20 protein-coding genes are annotated in these 18,942 nt (G+C 67.4%); 16 read left to right on the top strand and 4 right to left on the bottom strand.

What is annotated here, in order from left to right; translation table 11 throughout:
* Positions 1-3 precede the first annotated feature (3 nt).
* The 8 genes from BHE01S_RS16220 (at position 4) to BHE01S_RS16185 (ending at position 7,719) form a co-directional block, all read left to right on the top strand.
* Positions 4-924, top strand: a complete 921-nt coding sequence (locus tag BHE01S_RS16220; protein ID WP_042265716.1) for a LysR family transcriptional regulator — start codon at positions 4-6, stop codon at positions 922-924.
* 156 nt (positions 925-1,080) lie between these two features.
* On the top strand, positions 1,081-1,878 hold the full coding sequence (locus BHE01S_RS16215) for a TIM barrel protein (RefSeq protein ID WP_042265715.1): 798 nt from the start codon (positions 1,081-1,083) through the stop codon (positions 1,876-1,878).
* Positions 1,879-1,954: 76 nt separating this feature from the next.
* Positions 1,955-2,932: a sugar kinase gene (locus tag BHE01S_RS16210; RefSeq protein WP_042265714.1), complete on the top strand. Its 978-nt coding sequence runs from the start codon at positions 1,955-1,957 to the stop codon at positions 2,930-2,932.
* Between the two features lie 98 nt (positions 2,933-3,030).
* Positions 3,031-4,314, top strand: coding sequence for an MFS transporter (locus tag BHE01S_RS16205; protein WP_042265713.1), 1,284 nt, complete (start codon positions 3,031-3,033; stop codon positions 4,312-4,314).
* Positions 4,315-4,335: 21 nt separating this feature from the next.
* Entirely contained in the window at positions 4,336-5,301 is a 966-nt protein-coding gene (locus BHE01S_RS16200; protein ID WP_042265712.1) for a 2-hydroxyacid dehydrogenase, read from the top strand.
* On the top strand, positions 5,298-6,395 hold the full coding sequence (locus tag BHE01S_RS16195) for a LacI family DNA-binding transcriptional regulator (RefSeq protein WP_084068915.1): 1,098 nt from the start codon (positions 5,298-5,300) through the stop codon (positions 6,393-6,395). The genes BHE01S_RS16200 and BHE01S_RS16195 overlap by 4 nt, the downstream gene beginning before the upstream one ends.
* 114 nt (positions 6,396-6,509) lie before the next feature.
* A complete protein-coding gene (locus BHE01S_RS16190; RefSeq protein WP_042265711.1) occupies positions 6,510-7,319 on the top strand; it encodes a YhfC family intramembrane metalloprotease in 810 nt (269 codons plus the stop codon).
* Positions 7,320-7,353: 34 nt separating this feature from the next.
* Entirely contained in the window at positions 7,354-7,719 is a 366-nt protein-coding gene (locus BHE01S_RS16185; RefSeq protein WP_042265710.1) for a DUF3022 domain-containing protein, read from the top strand.
* 87 nt (positions 7,720-7,806) lie between these two features.
* On the opposite strand, the gene BHE01S_RS16180 is transcribed toward BHE01S_RS16185, so the two are convergent.
* Positions 7,807-8,253 carry a PGDYG domain-containing protein gene (locus tag BHE01S_RS16180; RefSeq protein ID WP_042265709.1) on the bottom strand — a complete coding sequence of 149 codons (447 nt, stop codon included), beginning with the start codon at positions 8,251-8,253 and terminating at the stop codon, positions 7,807-7,809.
* Between the two features lie 168 nt (positions 8,254-8,421).
* Positions 8,422-8,973, bottom strand: coding sequence for a Spy/CpxP family protein refolding chaperone (locus BHE01S_RS16175; protein ID WP_042265708.1), 552 nt, complete (start codon positions 8,971-8,973; stop codon positions 8,422-8,424).
* A 227-nt stretch (positions 8,974-9,200) separates the two neighbouring features.
* Here BHE01S_RS16175 and BHE01S_RS16170 point away from each other — a divergent pair, with 227 nt between their 5' ends.
* On the top strand, positions 9,201-9,665 hold the full coding sequence (locus BHE01S_RS16170; RefSeq protein ID WP_042265707.1) for an Lrp/AsnC family transcriptional regulator: 465 nt from the start codon (positions 9,201-9,203) through the stop codon (positions 9,663-9,665).
* Positions 9,666-9,875: 210 nt separating this feature from the next.
* A complete protein-coding gene (locus BHE01S_RS16165; protein WP_042265706.1) occupies positions 9,876-10,979 on the top strand; it encodes a saccharopine dehydrogenase family protein in 1,104 nt (367 codons plus the stop codon).
* Between the two features lie 4 nt (positions 10,980-10,983).
* Here BHE01S_RS16165 and BHE01S_RS16160 read toward each other — a convergent pair whose 3' ends face one another.
* Positions 10,984-11,577: an AAA family ATPase gene (locus tag BHE01S_RS16160; protein ID WP_042265705.1), complete on the bottom strand. Its 594-nt coding sequence runs from the start codon at positions 11,575-11,577 to the stop codon at positions 10,984-10,986.
* Positions 11,574-11,753 (bottom strand): cytochrome bd-I oxidase subunit CydX, encoded by a 180-nt coding sequence (gene cydX / locus BHE01S_RS39865; protein ID WP_407669526.1) that lies wholly within the window; start codon positions 11,751-11,753, stop codon positions 11,574-11,576. The genes BHE01S_RS16160 and cydX overlap by 4 nt, the downstream gene beginning before the upstream one ends.
* Positions 11,754-12,021: 268 nt before the next feature.
* Between cydX and BHE01S_RS16150 the strand changes: the two genes are divergently transcribed.
* The 6 genes from BHE01S_RS16150 to BHE01S_RS16125 all read left to right on the top strand — a co-directional run bounded on the left by BHE01S_RS16150 (position 12,022) and on the right by BHE01S_RS16125 (position 18,921).
* On the top strand, positions 12,022-12,363 hold the full coding sequence (locus BHE01S_RS16150) for a hypothetical protein (RefSeq protein WP_245639759.1): 342 nt from the start codon (positions 12,022-12,024) through the stop codon (positions 12,361-12,363).
* A 198-nt stretch (positions 12,364-12,561) separates the two neighbouring features.
* Positions 12,562-13,539: a magnesium/cobalt transporter CorA gene (gene corA / locus BHE01S_RS16145; protein ID WP_042265853.1), complete on the top strand. Its 978-nt coding sequence runs from the start codon at positions 12,562-12,564 to the stop codon at positions 13,537-13,539.
* A 175-nt stretch (positions 13,540-13,714) separates the two neighbouring features.
* Positions 13,715-14,677 carry a sugar ABC transporter substrate-binding protein gene (locus tag BHE01S_RS16140; protein WP_042265702.1) on the top strand — a complete coding sequence of 321 codons (963 nt, stop codon included), beginning with the start codon at positions 13,715-13,717 and terminating at the stop codon, positions 14,675-14,677.
* A 267-nt stretch (positions 14,678-14,944) separates the two neighbouring features.
* Positions 14,945-16,666 (top strand): sugar ABC transporter ATP-binding protein, encoded by a 1,722-nt coding sequence (locus BHE01S_RS16135; RefSeq protein WP_084068914.1) that lies wholly within the window; start codon positions 14,945-14,947, stop codon positions 16,664-16,666.
* Entirely contained in the window at positions 16,663-17,745 is a 1,083-nt protein-coding gene (locus BHE01S_RS16130; protein ID WP_042265701.1) for an ABC transporter permease, read from the top strand. Before BHE01S_RS16135 ends, BHE01S_RS16130 begins: the two co-directional genes overlap by 4 nt.
* Before the next feature lie 138 nt (positions 17,746-17,883).
* Positions 17,884-18,921 carry a LacI family DNA-binding transcriptional regulator gene (locus tag BHE01S_RS16125; RefSeq protein ID WP_042265700.1) on the top strand — a complete coding sequence of 346 codons (1,038 nt, stop codon included), beginning with the start codon at positions 17,884-17,886 and terminating at the stop codon, positions 18,919-18,921.
* Positions 18,922-18,942: the final 21 nt, after the last annotated feature.

Raw genomic sequence — 18,942 nt, 5'->3', positions numbered from 1 at the left:
ACGATGACCCCGGAACAACTGATAACTTTCGCCGCCGTCGCCGAGCATCTCAATATCAGTCGGGCTGCCCTGGCGTTGCATTTGTCGCAGCCGGCCGTTTCGGGCCAGTTGCGGCTGCTGCAGGAGGAGATCGGCGAGCCGCTGTATCAGCGCGACGGCCGGGGGGTGCGGCTCACGCCCACGGGCGAACAGCTCGCCGGCTACGCGGCGCGCCTACGCGACACCTGGCGCGACGCGCTCGCCTACCGTGATGCGTTGCGCGGCCTCGAACGCGGCACGCTGCGCATCGGCGCGACCACCACGCCCGCGAGCTACCGGCTGCCGTATCTGGTGGCGCAATTCCACGGCCGCTATCCGCAGGTCAAGCTCGAAACGTCGAGCGGGAATACGACGGACGTCGTGGGCATGCTCGGCGCGGTCGATATCGCGCTGATCGAGGGGCCGGTGGGCGAACAATTGCCGCCGGATACCGCCGTGCATCCCTGGCACGAGGACGAAATCGTCGCGATCGTGCCGCGCTCGCACGCGCTTGCGGCGCAGCTCGACGCGCAAGGGGACACGCCCGCACCGATGCCGGCCATCACGGTGCAAGCGCTCGCACAGTGGCCCCTCGTCCTGCGCGAGGATGGTTCGGGCGTGCGCCAGGTGGTCGAGCGCGCGTTCGCGCGCGCAGGCGTGCCCATGCGCGTGGCGCTGGAGATCGCAGGCGTGGAGGGCGTGAAGGAGGCGGTGCGGGCGGGCATGGGCATCGGCTTCGTCTCGGCCATGTCGATGCATCACGAAAATGGCGCGTTGCGGCAGATCAGCCTTGGCCCAGAACCGCTCGCGCGGCGCTTCTCGATCCTGGTGCCGCATGCGGGCGCAGCGTCGCGCGTCGCGCAGCGCTTCCTGGAACTGTGTCTAGCCGACGTTCCGGGCGTCTGATCCACGCGACCCAGGGCAATCCAGAATGGCGGCCTGAACCGCTAGCGCGCACTATCCGCCCTGATCATCGGCGCACAGGCGCTTTTTTTCGGGCCGGACTTGGAACCGGTTCCAAAACATGCAAAGTGCGTGGCGGCAGGCAACAGGAAGACGGCAATGGCAGAAGTAGCAATCGTGGCGAGCGCGTTCGGCGCGCAGGCAATCCGGCGTGACGGTCACGCGGCATGGAGCCGGCCGGCGCGGCGCGCGGGCGCGCAGGCGTTCGAGGTGCGGCGCGAGCTGATGCAGGATGCCGACGCGCGGCCAGAAGCGCTGCGCGCGCTCGGAACGGCGCTTGCCGACGAGGGTTTGTGGCGCATCTGGTCCACGCCGGACGCACTGTACGGCGAGGATGGCGCGCTCGACGAGGCGGCGCTTGGCGCGGCGCTCGCCGCGGGACGTGCGCTCGGAGCGCGGTTCGTGAAACTGCAACTTGGCGGTTTCGCAGGCGACGCCAGCGCGGCGCGCCTCGCGAGCCTCCTCGAAGAACTGGGCGCACGCACGGGCGACACGGTTCGAGCGAGCAACCGCCCGCGCGTCGTCGTCGAGAACGGCCAGCTCGATCAGGGCGGCAAGCTCGACCAGTTCGTCGGCCTGTTCAACGCGCTGCGCGACGGCGGCGCACCGGGCGTAATCGGCATGACGTTCGACATCGGCAACTGGCAATGGCCGGGCGAGCCGCCGCTGCTCGCTGCCGCCGCGCTCGCGCCTTACGTCGAATACATTCATTGCAAGGCCGTCGTGGGCGAGGGCGCGCGCCGCTTCGCGGCCGCGCCGGACGACGACGACACGCTGTGCCGCGCGGCGCTCGCGCTACTGCCGACGCACGTGCCGCGCGGCATTGAGTTTCCGTTCGATCCGGCGCGCGTGGACGACGAAGCCGCGCATTACGTCGAGTGGCTCGCGGCCGCGTGAATGCCGCTAGCGTGCCGCCTGTGTGCCGCGAAGCCGGGCCACCGACTCCCCATACGATTCATCAGGAACGCATCTCATGACCGAAGCACTCGATGTCATCACCTACGGCGAAGCCATGGCGATGTTCGTCGCCACCGAGCCGGGGCCGCTCGCCGAGGTGGCGCATTTCACGAAACGCGCGGCGGGTGCGGAGCTCAATGTCGCGACCGGCCTCGCGCGCCTCGGTTTCAAGGTGGGCTGGATGAGCCGCGTGGGCGCCGATTCGTTCGGCCAGTTCGTGCGCGACGTGCTCGCGCACGAAGGCATCGACGCGCGCTGCGTCAGCACCGACACGCGCTTTCCGACCGGCTTTCAGCTCAAGTCGAAGAACGACGACGGCAGCGATCCCGCAGTCGAATATTTCCGCCGCGGCTCGGCGGCGAGCAAGCTCTCCGTTTGCGACTATCAGGCCGACTATGTGCTCGGCGCGCGCCATCTGCACCTGAGCGGCGTGGCGCCCGCCATCTCCTCTTCGTCGCGCCAGCTGGCGTTCAAACTGGCGCACGAGATGCGCGCCGCAGGCCGCACGATCTCGTTCGATCCGAATCTGCGCCCGACGCTCTGGGGCTCGCAAGCCGAAATGGTCGGCACGCTCAACGAACTCGCGAGCTTCGCTGACTGGGTGCTGCCAGGCGTCGGCGAAGGCCGCGTGCTGACGGGCTCGGACGACCCTCAAGCCATCGCGCATTTCTATCTTGCGCGCGGCGCGCGCGGCGTGATCGTGAAGCTCGGCGCGCACGGCGCGTACTATGCCACGGCCGAGGGCGAGGAGGGCAGCGTCGCGGCGCAGCGCGTGGAACACGTGGTCGATACCGTGGGCGCCGGCGACGGCTTCGCCGTGGGCGTGGTGAGCGCGCTGCTCGAAGGGCGGAAGCTTGCTGCGGCCGTCGCTCGCGGCAACCGCATCGGCGCATTGGCCGTGCAGGTGATCGGCGACTCGGAAGGGTTGCCGACGCGCGCGCAACTCGACGCGCTCGAAGGCGCGCAGACGCAGCCTGCCGCGACGGCGGCCTAAGGGAACAAGGGGCGCCGCGCCAGGCGCGGCGCGCCACGTGACATGAGACCAGAGGGCGGCACCGTCAGGTACCGAGCCCCATTCAACCGGAGACACCGATGACCTCAACCTCGCTCGCACCGCGCCGCTGGTGGGCAATCATGCCGATCGTGTTCATCACGTACAGCCTCGCCTACCTCGACCGGGCCAACTACGGCTTCGCCTCGGCGGCCGGCATCAACCGCGATCTCGGCATCAGCCCGGGGCTCTCGTCGCTGATCGGCGCGCTGTTCTTCCTCGGCTACTTCTTCTTCCAGCTGCCGGGCGCCATGTATGCGGAGCGCCGCAGCGTGCGCACGCTCGTGTTCGCGAGCCTCGTGCTGTGGGGCGGCTGCGCCGCGCTCACGGGCGTCGTCACGAACATCCCGTCGCTCATGGCGATCCGTTTCGTGCTCGGCGTGGTCGAGGCGGCCGTGATGCCGGCCATGCTCATCTTCATCAGCAACTGGTTCACGAAGAAGGAGCGCTCGCGCGCCAACACGTTCCTGATCCTCGGCAATCCGGTCACGGTGCTGTGGATGTCGGTCGTCTCGGGCTATCTCGTGCACGCCTTCGGCTGGCGCCACATGTTCATCGCCGAAGGCGCGCCGGCTGTCGTGTGGGCCGTGTGCTGGTGGCTGCTCGTGCGCGACAAGCCCTCGCAGGTCAACTGGCTCTCCGACGACGAAAAGCGCGCGCTCGACGCCGCGATGCGCGCCGAACAGGCCGCCATCAAGCCGGTGCGCAACTACGCCGAGGCGTTCCGCACGCCCGCCCTGATGCTGCTCTCGGCGCAGTACTTCTGCTGGAGCATCGGCGTGTACGGCTTCGTGCTGTGGCTGCCCTCGATCGTGAAGAACGGCTCGGCGCTCGGCATGGTCGAAACGGGCTGGCTCTCCGCCGTGCCGTACCTCGCGGCGACCATCGCGATGCTCGGCGCCTCGTGGGCGTCGGACAAGCTCGACAATCGGCGCGCCTTCGTATGGCCGTTCCTGCTGGTTGGCGCGCTGGCTTTCGCGGGCTCCTATGCGCTCGGCTCGACGCACTTCTGGTTCTCCTACGCGCTGCTGGTGGTGGCGGGCGCGGCAATGTATGCGCCGTATGGCCCGTTCTTCGCGATCGTGCCGGAACTGCTGCCGAAGAACGTGGCCGGCGGCGCGATGGCGCTCATCAACAGCATGGGCGCGCTCGGCTCGTTCGTCGGCTCCTATGTGGTCGGGTATCTGAATGGCGCCACGGGCTCGCCTGCGGCATCCTATGCGTTCATGAGCGCGGCGCTGCTCGTTTCGGTGGGCCTCACGCTCGCCGTCAGGCCGCAGCGCGCCGACGCCCGTGGTTATGCATCGCCGGCTCACGGAAAATAAACTCTCTTTTCTAGTGCTCTTATGAAGCCGAAAATCGTTGTCTACAAAGCCTTGCCCGCCGACGTCGCCGACTATCTGCGCGAGCATGCCGAACTGATCGACGTCGATGCCGACCAGCCCGGCGCACTCGCCGCCGCGCTAACAGACGCCGACGGCGCGATCGGCGCGAGCGTGAAGATCACGCCGGCGATGCTGGACGGTTCGCGCGTGAAGGCGCTCTCCACGATCTCCGTGGGTTACGACCAGTTCGACGTGCCCGATCTCACGAAGCGCGGCATCGTGCTCGCCCACACGCCCGACGTGCTGACCGAATCGACGGCCGACACCGTCTTCTCGCTCGTCCTCGCGAGCGCGCGCCGCGTGGTCGAACTGGCAGACTGGGTCAAGGCGGGCCACTGGAAGGGCAGCATCGGGCCGGCGCAATTCGGTGTGGACGTGCAGGGCAAGACGCTCGGCATCGTGGGGCTCGGGCGCATCGGCGGCGCCGTGGCGCGCCGCGCGGCGCTCGGCTTCAACATGAAGGTGCTCTACACGAACCGCAGTCCGAACGAAGCGGCCGAGCGCAACTACGGCGCGCGCCGTGTCGAACTCGACGAGCTGCTCACAAGCTCGGACTTCGTGTGCCTGCAGGTGCCGCTCACCGACGCCACGCGCCACCTGATCGGCGCAGAGCAACTGAAGAAGATGAAGCGAAGCGCGATTCTCATCAACGCCTCGCGCGGCGCTACCGTCGACGAGAAAGCGCTGATCTCGGCGCTCGAAGCGGGCACGATCCACGGCGCGGGCCTCGACGTGTTCGAGCGCGAGCCGATCGATCCCGCGTCGCCGCTGCTGCGTATGCCGAACGTGGTGGCGCTGCCGCACATCGGCTCGGCCACGCACGAGACGCGTCACGCGATGGCGCGCTGCGCGGCGGAGAACCTCGTCGCGGCGCTCGCCGGCACGCTCGATGTGAACGTCGTCAATCGCGACGTGCTCGCGCGATGAGCATCGCTTCGGGCGGCGCGCATCACGACGATCGCGACGATCGCGCGCAAACGGGCGCGGCGGCCACGGCGCCGCGCCGCGCGACCATCAGCGACGTGGCGCGCGAAGCCGGCACCGGCAAGACCAGTATCTCGCGCTATCTGAACGGCGAGCTGGGTGTGCTTTCGCCCGACCTGCGCGCTCGCATCGAAGCCGCGATCGAGCGGCTCGACTATCGCCCCAACCAGATGGCGCGCGGGCTCAAGCGCGGCCGCAACCGTCTGCTCGGCCTGTTGATCGCCGATCTCGCCAATCCCTATTCGGTGGAGATTCTGCAGGGCGTGGAGGAGGCCTGTCACGCGCTCGGCTACATGCCGCTCATCTGCCACGCGGCGAACGAAATCGACATGGAGCGGCGCTACCTGCAACTGCTGACCACGTATCGTGTGGAAGGCGTGATCGTCAACGGACTCGGCGTGCGTGAATCGATGTTGAAACCCGTGGGCAGCGGCGGCATTCCGGCCGTGCTGATCGACCGGACCGTCGACGGCCTCGATGCGGACATGGTCGGCCTCGACAACGCGGCGGCCGTGCGCCTCGGCACGGAGCATCTGCTTGCGCGCGGCTACGACGACATCGTGTTCGTCGTGCAGCCGTTCGAGCAGGTGAGTTCGCGGCGCGAGCGCGAAGCGGCGTTTCGCGAATCGATGCAGGCGACGAAGGGCGCGGCGCGCGGTCTCACGCACGTGCTCGACCTCCACGACGAGGCTGCCGTGCAGGCCGCGCTCGCGGTGCTCGACACCCACGTGACCCAGGCGCTCGCGCGCGGTGCGCGGTGCGCGTTGTTCGCGGCCAACGCGCCGGTGGCGCTGCGCCTCGCCTTGCATCTGAAGGCTGCCCTCGGCGCACAGTGGCAGCAGCGCGTGGCGCTCGCCGCCATCGACGATCCGGAGTGGGCCGAGCTTGCCGGCATCACGACGATCCGCCAGCCTACGCGCGAGATCGGCTATCGCGCGGTGGAGTTTCTGCACGAGCGCATCGAGGGCGCGGCGCCCAAGGCGCGCGCGGCGGCGTTCGAGGGCGAACTGGTGGTGAGGGCTTCGACGCTCGCGTGAGCACGGCGCGATTGCGGGTCTCTCGCACAGCCGGGACTGCGCGCGGGCGCCGATATCTGCGATCATGCGGGCTGCGGCGCGCGTGCGTGCGTGCCGAACGTCATAAGGAAGCCCATGTCCGTAGCTCCGATCACGCTCGTCTGCCTTTCGCTCGCGACGCTGTTCGTCGCCGCCTTGCCCGTATCGCTCTATCGCCGGCTGCGTGTGCCGTTCGCGCTCGACTGGCGCGATACGATCGCGGGCGTCGCCATCTTCGCGTTTTTCGCGACTGTGATCGAACGCGCCGTCAACGACTCCATGCTGCATGGCAACGCCGCCGTCGCGCAGGTGCTGTCGAATCCCGTTTTCTTCGTGCTGTACGGGGCGCTCGCCGCGGGCGTGTGCGAGGAGGTCGGGCGCTATATCGCCATGCGGCTCATCGCGCGCCGCGGCGCAGGCAAGCCCGGCGCACCCGCCGACAGCGCGGCCTTCGGCTACGGCATCGGCCATGCGGGTGCGGAGGCGTGGTTCGTCGGCGTGCTCGTGCAGCTGCAATGGATCGTGTTCGCGGTCCTCGCGAATCGCGGCGAGCTCGACGCGCATCTCTCCAATCTCACGATGGACTCGGTCCTGCGCGTGCATCTGATCCTCGCGAGCCTTTCGCCGCTTTTCGCGGGCGTGTTCGCGCTCGAGCGCACGGCCGCATTCGTGTTCCAGATTGCCTTGTCGGTGCTGATGTGGCGCGGTGTGCGCGCGGGACGGAAGGGGATTTTGCCGCTGGCTATCCTCGTGCACGCGCTCATCGACGTGCCCGCCGCGCTTTACCAGGCGCGTCTCGCGCCGCTCGAGGCCGTGGACGGGTTGTATGGGGCGGCGGCCGTGGTGGTCGCAGTCGTGCTTTTCAGGACGTGCCGCCCCGAGCGGCGCGTCGCACGCGCGGCGTGAGTGCGCGCGTTTTACTCTTATTATTCTGGCGTCAATGGAAGCCTACCTGTTTGAATGCGCGAGCCCCGAATTCGGCGAGCTCGCCCGCGTGATCGCCGACATCTTTCCCGAGCAGACGCGCTTTGCCGAAGAGCCGAATGAAAACGGCGTGCCACAACTGGCCGTGCACTGGGTGGCGATGCGCTTCGGCTCCAAGGCGCGCCGCATGGCGCTCACGGTCGCGATTGCGCCCGCCGCGCTCGCACGTTATCGCGCATTGCCGCCGCGGCTACGCGGCCGCAGCTTCGCGGTGTTGCGAGCCTACGTGGAGGCGACGATCGAATCGCTCGAGGAACAGCACGCGAAAGGCGAAGACGTGCCGCGCGAAGTGACGATCGCGCTGGACGAAGAATTTGCGTAAAAGGGTTGTTTGAAGCGCGTTTGTTTGAAGCATGGTTGCTTGCCGCGCGTTCGATTGCAGCGATGGGCGCAGCGCGCCCGGTCGGTGCTACGCCGAGACTCGGTCGGCGAGCTTGTAGACCTTGGCGAAACGTGCGGCCTGCACGACGCCATAGTCGCCGGGCGCGTATTGCATGACCCAGTCGCCGGCCACGCCGCTTAGCCGGTCGCCGCCGGCCGAACGCACAAGCGTGAACGGCTCGTCCATGCGCCTCGCGAGCACCACGACCTGGCGATTGCGATACGCGCCTGCATCGCCGTGGACCAGGGTGTCGCTCGCCGGCAGGTATTTTGCATCGAATCGATCGCGCGAGACGACCCAGCGATCGCCGGTCGAACCGGTGATGATCGCGTCGCCGGGCGCATAACGGTTCGGGCCTTCCAGGCTCATCAGCTCGCCGGCAAGGGCTGCGAACTCGACGCTCACGGTCTCGTCCTTGACGACGCGCTGTGCGGCGGGGTCGACACGCAGGTCGAGTTGGGTCAGTTCAATCATGGTGGCAGCCGCGGAACGGCTTCACAAAATACGGCATCCAGGGAAGCGATGGCCGGGCGAAACTGCCCGGCTGTCGCGCGGTCCGCAAGGGTACCCTGGATCGGGCCGTCGCGCACGCATGGGAGCGTGGCCCGACGTGGCCCGATTGGCAGTTGCGCCTGACTCCGCTTACTGCGCGGCCGGCGTGCTGGCCGCGCCGGTTTCGCTGGCTGCTGCGCCCGCCGACGGCCTGGCTCGGCCCTTATGCTTCGGATGCCCCGGCTTGCCCGACGGGCCGTGCTCATTGCCGTGGCGGAAGGCCTGATCGGCGAGCTTCTTCTGCTCCGGCGAGAGGCTGGTGTAGAGCGGCTCGAACGCGGAGACGAGCTTCTGCATGTCGTCCGCGTGCGCCTGGGCGATCTGCGCATACTGCTTCATGTCGTCGAGCGCATTGCGCGAGCTTTCGCTCTCCGCACGCTGCTTGAAGAGGCTCGACATGGTCTCGCCGTTGCTGCGCATGACGTCGGCGAACGTCTTCCATTGCGGCTCCTGCTCGGGCGTGATCTTGAGCTGCGTATGCAGCCACGTAATGCGCTCCTCGACACGCTGCTGATGCTGCGCGGCGCGCACGTCGGCGCTCGATGCAGCCGCGGCAGTTGCCGAAGCGGCCGGCGCGGCGCTTTGCGCGAACGCACCGCTCATCGAGAGCGAGGCGGCAAGGATGACGAAAGCTTTCTTCATTGTGACTCCTTGAATCATTTCGTAGCGGGTAGCATGGCCAGAATGGCCGCAGGCGTTATTAGTACCACGTTCTCGCTTCGCCACGCCGCGGCTGCGACACTTGCTTACAAACGAAACGCGTGGAAATACCCGTCGCGCATGACTTGCGCGCCGCGACCGCCGCCCGGCGCGCTCAGCCGCGCGCGATAATGACGCGGTTCAGACTTCGCACACAGACCGCCCGCCCGATGAGACCTCCGCGCCTCGATCAACTCGACGACCTCGACCGCAGCCTCGTCGCGCTGCTGCAGGAAAACGCGCGCGAAAGCGTCGCCAATCTCGCACGGCGCCTCGGCGTCGCGCGTACCACGGTGCTCGCGCGCATCGAGCGGCTCGAGCGCACCCAGGTGATCGCCGGCTATGGCGTGCGCCTGGGCCAGGACGTGCTCGATGCGAGCCTGCAGGCGTGGGTCGGGCTCATCATCGCGCCGCGCCATGGGCCCGATGTGCAAAAGCGCCTCGGCAAGATGCCCGAAGTGCAGTTGCTGTGCGCGGTGAGCGGCGAGTACGACTACGTGGCGTGGCTGCGCGCCGATTCGCCCGACCGCCTCAACGATCTGCTCGACCAGATCGGCGGCATCCCCGGCGTCGAGCGCACGACCACGTCGATCGTGCTCGCGCGCAAGGTCGATCGCGGCTCGGTGACAGGCTGAAATACGGGGCTGAAATACGGGCGGAACGACGGGACATGCTCCATCGAAGTGACCGGTTTTCGTCATTATGACGAAACTCCTCGTCATAATGACGAAAATCGCGGTCGAAACGCATCGTTTTGCGTCTATAAACCGTATTTGTCTCTCCATAGACTGTGTTTGAGCGGGCGCTGCCCATCCCCAAGCATAGAAAACCAAAGGAGATGACCCATGAAAGTTGCGATTGCAGGCGCCGGCTTGATCGGCCACACCATTGCCCACATGCTGCGCGAGAGCGGCGACTACGAAGTCGCGGCGTTCGACCGCGATGCGAAGGCGCTCGAGCCGCTCGCGGCGCAAGGCATCCCCACCGCGCGAGTCGATTCGGGCGACGCCGCGGCGCTGCGCGGCGCGCTGGAAGGCTACGACGTGCTGATCAATGCGCTGCCGTATTACCTCGCGGTAAACGTCGCCTCGGCGGCGAAGGGCGCGGGCGTCCATTACTTCGACTTGACCGAGGACGTGCGCGCGACCCATGCAATCCGCGCGCTGGCCGACGGCGCCGACCATGTCTTCATGCCGCAGTGTGGCCTCGCGCCCGGCTTCATCGGCATTGCGGCGCATGCGCTCGCGAGCCGCTTCACCGAGATCCGCGACGTCAAGATGCGTGTGGGCGCACTGCCGCAGTTCCCCACCAACGCGCTCAAGTACAACCTCACGTGGAGCGTGGACGGTCTCATCAACGAGTATTGCCAGCCGTGCGAAGCGATCCGCGAAGGCCGCACGCAGTGGGTGCAGCCGCTCGAAGGCCTCGAACATTTCTCGCTCGACGGCGTGGAGTACGAGGCCTTCAATACCTCGGGCGGTCTTGGCACGCTCTGCGAGACGCTGTCGGGCAAGGTGGAATCGCTCGACTACAAATCGGTGCGTTATCCGGGTCATCGCGCGCTCATGCAGTTCCTGCTCGAAGACCTGCGCCTTGCGAGCGACCGCGACACGCTCAAGTCCATCATGCGCCGCTCGGTGCCCGCCACGGAGCAGGACGTCGTGCTCATCTTCATGACCGTGACCGGCATGCGCGACGGCAAGCTCGTGCAGGAAGTGTTCACGCGCAAGATCTTCGCGAAGACGGTGTGCGGCGTGCCCATGAGCGCGATCCAGATCACCACGGCCGGCGCCATGTGCGCGGTGCTCGATCTGTTCCGCGAAAAACGTCTGCCGCAAGCCGGGTTCGTGCGCCAGGAGCAGGTTTCGCTCCAGCAGTTCCTCGCGAACCGCTTTGGTCAGGTGTATGAAGGCGCGACGCTCGACAGCCGCGCGAAGGTGGCCGCCTGAGATCTCACGCCGATGCCGTTGCCGACACGATGCGCTCGAGCAAGGCCTCGTAGTCGGCCGCGGCGGGCGCGGTGTTGTCGAAGAGCAGAAGGCCGTCGAGCTGCGCGCCCGACGGCATGAAGCGGCGCTGCCGGTATTCGTCCCAGTGTGCGAGCTTGTAGGCGTCGATCGGATGGGCGCGCGCGACGATGCGCGCGTGCGCCGTTTCTTCGCTCGTATGCACCCACACCACAGTGAGTCCCACGTCCTGAGCGACGCCGAGCCACGCACGATCGAACAGCTTGCGCTCGCGCACTTCGCGCGAAAGCGGGCCGACCACGAGCGCGCTCACGCCAAGCTCGAGATTTTCGCGGGCGGTGTCGATGAGCCCCCGGTACTCGGGTTCGCGAAAATGCTGCAGGAAAAGCGGGCTGTCGCGATCGTTCGGGTCGTGCGTGAGCGCGCCCATCGCCGCGGCGCTATAGCTGCCGTAGAGCGTGTCCTTGTCCAGCAGGCAGAACGGCGCGCCGGTCCGGCGGGCGAGCGGGGCGAACAGGCGTTTGGCGAGCGAGGTTTTGCCCGCGCCGGCGTGGCCGCAGAAGAACACGAGTCTCGTCACGGGTGGCGCGCCTCGCCGTGTTGCGTGTCCGGGTCGCCCGAGGGGGGGCCTTTCGGGCCGGTTTGCCCGGGCTCATGTCCGTTCAGGAATTTGCCGTTGGCGTCGAGCCACATCACGTTGATGATGCCAAAGCCGAGCGCAACGCCGATGCCGAGGATCCACGAGAAGTACCACATGGCCGTTGCCTCCTCATTCTGGCGATTTGTGCCGATTTCGAGCGCTGCCGCGCATTGCCCAAAGCATATAACAACGATGATCGGTCTGGCGCCGGTACGGATATGATGGGCGCGAACCAGCAGCCAGGCCGGGACCGACAGGTCCGGGAAGAGGAAAGCGCCCATGCCGCCTTTGCCATCGCGCAGGTCGATTGCAAGTCTCGCCGCCGCCGTCACGGTGGCCGCGGCGTTCGCACTCGGCGGCTGCGCCGAGGAGCCGCCGCCGCCCATGCCATTCAGGCCCGTGCCGGCCGAACGCATCCTGAAACCGGGCTACACCGGGCCGGGCGAGGGCCTCGTGCCCGTGGACGTGCGCCGCGAGCGCACCCGCAACGTCATCGTCAAATTCCGCGATGCGCCTGTCTACATCGACGGCGAGCGCGTGACCGATCTCATGGACGGCGAGCACGTCACGTTCTACCTCAAGCCCGGCGTGCACCGCATCGGCGTGACGACACAGTTCGATCCCGTAATCGAACTGCGCTTTCTCGTGGATCCGCGCTACACCAACCGCGCGAGCGTCGCCTTCGACAAGGATCACCACATCGGCATTCGCCGCGTCGCGCAGTAGGGCCGGCCGCCGGTTCGCCGACGCCGTTGCACGGCGGCCACGGGCAGTGCCCTCAGGCGCCAGTCAGGCCCGTCCGGCGCCCGCAGGCCGCCCGGCCACCGCGTCGAGGCGCCGCCGATCAACGGAACGCCTTACACTTGGCAACCGGTGCAACTCGAAGCGGCGCGGGCGCGACCCGCCGCGCGGAAGACAAGGAACATGCTAATCAACTGCGTCGCGTATCAAGGCGGCAAGAAACTGGCCGACGTCACGGTCGAAGCCATCAGTGACTATCTGGCGAAGCCCGAGTGTTTCGTCTGGATCGCGCTCAAGGATCCCGACGCCGGCGAAATGGCGGCGATGAAGGAGGAATTCGGCCTGCACGCGCTCGCCATCGAAGACGTGATGAACGGCAACCAGCGGCCAAAGATCGAGGAATACGGCGACACGCTCTTTTGCGTGCTCCACACGCTCGAACTCGACGACGACGGCGAAGTCATCGCGGGCCAGGTGAACATCTTCGCCGGCCCCAATTTCGTGCTCTCGGTGCGTCATCGTGCGCAGCAGGGTTTCGCCGACGTGCGCGCGCGCTGCGAGCGCGAGCCCGAACTGCTGCGCGAAGGCTCAGGCTTCGTGCTCTATGCGCTGATGGACAGCGTGGTCGACCGCTACGCACCCGTGCTCGAAACCCTCTCGAGCGAAATCGAGGAGCTGGAGGATCGCATCTTCGAAAAGCACGACCTCGCGGGCTCGCGCGCGATCATCGAGGATCTCTATTCGCTCAAGCGCCGTCTCGTGATCATCGCGCACCACGTCACGCCGCTCGTCGATCCAGTGGGCAAGCTGATCGGCGGGCGCATTCCGCAAATCTGCGTGGGCATGCAGGCCTATTACCGCGACGTCTACGACCATCTGCTGCGCGTGTCCAACATGATCGACGCACGCCGCGAAATGATCGTCACGGCCATCCAGGTGAACCTCGGCATGATCTCGCTCGCGGAGAACGAGGTGACGAAGCGGCTCGGTTCGTTCGCCGCGCTCTTCGCCGTGCCGACGATGATCGCGGGCATCTACGGCATGAACTTCGAACATATTCCAGAACTGCATTTCAGATTCGGCTACCAGATCTGCCTCGCTGCCATGCTCGTGCTCGATCTCTTCCTGTTTTTCCTGTTTCGTCGCATCAACTGGCTCTGAGGCGGGCGAGCCGGCTTCGCGTTGTTGCAGTGCCGCATGACGGCCCGCCGCCGTAGGCATAACGCGAAGTTGACACCATGAAACGCCTGCGCCGAGAATGGGCCGGCAGGAAACGTTTGCGCATAACCAGAAAGCAGGGCCCAGCCGGGCCCGACAAACCGGAGACTTCCCAATAATGAACTCCCGCATTCGCCGCCGCATCCTTCTCGCCGCCAGCGCGCTCGCCACGACGGCCGTGACAGGCGCCTTGCCGCTCGCGGCACTTGCGCAGGCGCCTCACAAGCCGAAGGTCGCGCTCGTCATGAAGTCGCTCGCCAACGAGTTCTTCCTCACCATGGAGACCGGCGCGAAGGACTATCAAAAGCACAACGCCGACCAGTTCGATCTCGTCACCAACGGCATCAAGAACGAGACCGACACCGCCGCGCAAATCCAGATCGTCGAGCAGATGATCGTCTCGAAGGTCGATGCCATCGTGCTCGCGCCCGCCGACTCCAAGGCGCTCGTGCCCGTCGTGAAAAAGGCGGTGGACGCGGGCATCATCGTCGTGAACATCGACAACAAGCTCGACGCCGACGTGCTCAAGTCCAAGGACCTGAACGTGCCGTTCGTCGGCCCGGACAACCGCAAGGGCGCCCGCCTCGTGGGCGACTATCTCGGCAAGCGCCTGAAGTCGGGCGACCAGGTGGGCATCGTCGAAGGCGTCTCCACCACGACCAACGCGCAGCAGCGCACCGCGGGCTTCAAGGACGCGATGGAGGCCGTGGGCGCGAAGATCGTCTCGACGCAGTCGGGCGAATGGGAGATCGACAAGGGCAACGCCGTCGCCTCCGCCATGCTCAATGAATACCCGGACATCAAGGCGCTCCTGTGCGGCAACGACAACATGGCGATCGGCGCCGTGTCGGCCGTGCGCGCGGCGGGCAAACAGGGCAAGGTGTACGTGGTCGGCTACGACAACATCGACGCCATCAAGCCCATGCTCAAGGACGGCCGCGTGCTCGCCACCGCCGACCAGTACGCGGCGAAGCAGGCCGTGTTCGGCATCGACACGGCCCTGAAGGCGCTCAAGGAGCACAAGAAGCAGTCGGAGCTGTCGGGCATCGTCGAAACGCCCGTGGTGCTCGTCACGAAGTGAAGCGCTGCTGGCAGGCGCCCCGCCATGCTGCGGCGGTATTTGCGTGCGCAACGCAATAAGTGCTCAAGAATCCCGCCGCGCGGCCGTTATTTGTACCGGGATGGCCGCATGGGCGGCCATCTTCCGCTGTGCGGCGCATCGCTGCCCAGCGCGCCGTTCGAGGCATGCTTCTACCGGAGCGCGCGGCGGCGGTGCAGACCCGCAGTATCCGGGCGGCGCGGCTCACCGGTTGAACCCGGCGGCGCGGCTCGCGACTACAGGATCGTGATGGATGCAAATGTCTCCGACGTAGCGTCACCTGGGCCCGCCGTGCTGACGGTAACGGGTGTCGGGAAGACCTACGAGCAGCCGGTGCTCGCCGACGTCAGCCTCGCGCTGCACGCCGGCGAAGTGCTCGCGCTCACGGGGGAAAACGGCGCGGGCAAGAGCACGCTCTCGAAGATCGTGAGCGGTCTCACGGCGCCGAGCGCGGGCAGCATGGCGCTGATGGGCCGGCCTTACGCCCCGGCAAGCCGCCGCGAAGCCGAGGCGCTCGGCGTGCGTATGGTCATGCAGGAGCTGAACCTGCTGCCCACGCTGACCGTTGCCGAGAATCTCTTTCTGGACCGCCTGCCGCAGTCGGGGCCGCTGCGCTTGGGCTGGATCGACCGCAGGCGGCTGCGTGAGGACGCGCGGGCCGCAATGGCGCAGGTCGGGCTCGAGGCGATCGACCCCGACACGCCGGTCGGGGAGCTGGGTATCGGGCATCAGCAGCTCGTGGAGATCGCGCGCAACCTGATCGGCAGCGCCGCGGGTGCTGAGGGTGCCCATGGTGCACATGGCAGCGACATGCGCGTGCTGATCCTCGACGAGCCGACGGCCATGCTCACGGCTCGCGAGGTCGAGCTGCTGTTCGAGCAGATCGCGCGCCTGAAGGCGCGCGGCGTAGCGATCGTCTACATCTCGCACCGGCTCGAAGAACTCGAGCGCATCGCGCAGCGCGTCGCGGTGTTGCGCGACGGCAAGCTCGTGCGGGTGGACGCCATGGCCAACCTCACGCCAGAGCGGATCGTCGCGCTGATGGTGGGGCGCGAGCTTGGCGAGCGCATCGATCTGGGGCTGCGGCGCATCGGCGCGCCGCTTTTGAAGGTGGAAGGGCTCACGCGTGCGAAGGCCGTGCGCGACGTGTCGTTCGACGTGCGCGCAGGCGAGATTTTTGGTGTGTCCGGGCTGATCGGCGCGGGCAGGACGGAGCTGATGCGGCTCATCTACGGCGCCGACCGCATGGAACGCGGCACGGTGGCGCTGGCGCCCACGCCGGGCGCGGCGCCGCAGCCGGTGCAGATCGCCTCGCCCGCCGATGCGGTTCGGCTGGGCATCGCGCTCATCACCGAGGACCGCAAGGGCGAAGGACTGCTGCTGCCACAGCCGCTCGCCGCGAACGTGACGCTTGGCAACGTGGGCGCGGTATCGCGCTACGGCGTGGTGGACGCGGCCCGCGAGAACACACTGGCGCGCACGCAGATCGACGCACTGCGAATTCGCGCGTCCGGGCCCGCGCAGCCGGTGGGCGAGCTGTCGGGCGGCAACCAGCAGAAGGTCGTGATCGGCCGCTGGCTCGCGCGCGACATTACGCAGTCGATGCGAGTCGTGCTGTTCGACGAGCCCACGCGCGGCATCGACGTCGGCGCGAAGTTCGACATCTACGCGCTGATGGGCGCACTCGCGCGCGAAGGCCGGGCGCTCGTGGTCGTGTCGAGCGACCTGCGCGAACTGATGCTGATCTGCGACCGCATCGGCGTGATGTCGGCGGGGAAGATGACCGCCATCTACGATCGCGGCGAGTGGAGCCAGGACAAGCTGCTGGCCGCCGCGTTCGCGGGGCTGCGCGCCGAGGATGCGCTGGTTGCGAATGCGTGCGATCTGCCTGAAATGGGCGATGTGCCGCCACACGTGGAAACGGGCAAGCTGCAGGAACGAAACGACGACCCACGAGGGAGCGCTTCATGACGAACGACCCGTTGCGCGGGCAACCGTCTCCGCAGGGTGACGAAAGCGGTGGGCGAACCAGTTCGACCAGAATCGCGCCGCCCGCTGCGCAGCAACCGCATGCGATGCAGGCGAGCGGCAAGCCCGTGGGCACGCGCTTTGGCTTTTCGAACTACCTGGGCCTCGCGCTCGCGCTGATCGCGATGATCGTGTTGTTCTCGCTGCTGAGTTCGCACTTCCTCACGTACGATACGTTCAGCACGATCGCGAACCAGATTCCCGATCTCGTGGTGATGGCCGTGGGCATGACCTTCGTGCTGATCATCGCGGGCATCGATCTTTCGGTCGGCTCGGTGCTCGCGCTCGGCGCGTCGGTGGTGAGCGTGGCGTCGCTCAGGTGGGGCTGGGGCGCGCTGCCGGCGGCGCTGCTCGGCCTTGTCGCCGCGGCGGCCACGGGCACGCTCACGGGCGCGGTGACGGTGGGCTGGCGCATCCCGTCGTTCATCGTCTCGCTCGGCGTGCTCGAAGCGGCGCGCGGGCTCGCGTACGAGATGACGAATTCGCGCACGGCGTATATCGGCGACGCGTTCGACTTTCTCTCGAACCCGATCGCATTCGGCATTTCGCCGGCGTTCCTGATCGCGGTGGCGGTGATGGTGATCGCGCAGCTCACGCTCACGCGCACGGTGTTCGGAAGGTATCTGATCGGTATTGGCACCAACGAGGAGGCGGTGCGCCTCGCGGGCGTCGATCCGCGGCCGTACAAGGTAATCGTGTTCGCGCTGATGGGCGCGCTTTCCGGGCTCGCGGCGCTGTTCCAGATTTCGCGCCTCGAAGCCGCCGATCCGAACGCGGGCGTGGGGCTGGAGCTGCAGGTGATCGCGGCCGTGGTGATCGGCGGCACGAGCCTGATGGGCGGGCGCGGCTCGGTCATCAGCACGTTCTTCGGCGTGCTGATCATCTCGGTGCTGGCCGCGGGGCTCGCGCAGATCGGCGCGAACGAGCCCACCAAACGCATCATCACCGGCGCGGTGATCGTCGTGGCGGTCGTGCTCGACACGTATCGCAGCAGGCGAAGTCGCAGAGGCAGCAGAACATAACAATTTTTCGAGGGCGCGGTCCGCAATGCAGCGCGGGCCGGCGGAAATGACCGGGGAAGCGACGTCGGACCAGACCAATAACGGGCGCGCAGAGAGCCGGCAGCAACAGCGCAGCAAAAAAGCAGGAGCAACATAAAGATGGCGACGATCAAGGATGTGGCCGCCGTGGCGGGGGTGTCTTTCACGACGGTGTCGCATGTGGTGAACAATTCGCGTCCGGTGTCGGCGGACGTGCGGGCCAAGGTCGAGCGTGCGATCCGCGACCTGAACTACGTGCCGTCGGCGGTGGCGCGCTCGCTCAAGGCGCGTGCCACGGCGACGGTGGGTCTGCTCGTGCCGAACGGCACCAACCCGTATTTCGCCGAGCTCGCACGCGGCGTCGAGGACGCCTGCGCGCGCAAGGGCTACTGCGTGTTCTTCTGCAACTCCGACGACGACCCGGCCAAGCAGCGCAGCTACCTGCGCGTGCTGCAGGAAAAGCGCATCGACGGCCTCATCGTCGCCTCGGCCGGCGACGACGCCGTGCTGGCTTCGACGCTCGCCGACGCGCGCGAGCCGATCGTCGTCATCGACCGCAACATCGAGGGGCTCGACGCCGATCTCGTGCAGATCGACCACGAGCGCGGGGCCTGGCTCGCCACGCGGCATCTGCTCGAATTCGGGCACTCGCGCATTGGCTGCATCACCGGGCCGGTGACGACCGCGGTGAGCGCGATGCGCATGCACGGCTTTCTGCGCGCCATGTCCGAGCGCGGCGTGGAGATCGCGCCGGGGGCGATCGTCGAAAGCGACTTTTCCGGCGCGGGCGGCTACCGCGCGGCGGCGCAACTGTTCGACAGCGTGCGGCCGACCGCGATCTTCGCCGGCAACGACATGATGGGCATCGGCGCCTTGCGCGCGGCCGCCGAGCGCGGCTTGCGCGTGCCGGGCGACTGCTCGATCATCGGCTTCGACGACATCGAGCTTGGCAACTTCACCTGGCCCGCGCTCTCGACGGTCGGCCAGCCGGCGCGTGCGCTCGGGGACATGGCGGCGCTCACGCTGATCGAGCGCATCGCGAACGCGCGCGAGGAAGGCGCGAGGGCGCGGCGCCGCGTCATGCCGCCGACGCTCTTCGCCCGCGAATCGACGGGGCCCTGGGTCGGCGCGGAGGAATACGCGCCGCTAGCGGCCTGAGGCAGGGTCGCCGTACCGAAG

The sequence above is a fragment of the Paraburkholderia heleia NBRC 101817 genome (assembly GCF_000739775.1).
Lineage (GTDB): Bacteria > Pseudomonadota > Gammaproteobacteria > Burkholderiales > Burkholderiaceae > Paraburkholderia > Paraburkholderia heleia.
Note: the sequence above shows the minus strand (reverse complement) of the source record. Positions and strands in the feature narration are given on the sequence as shown.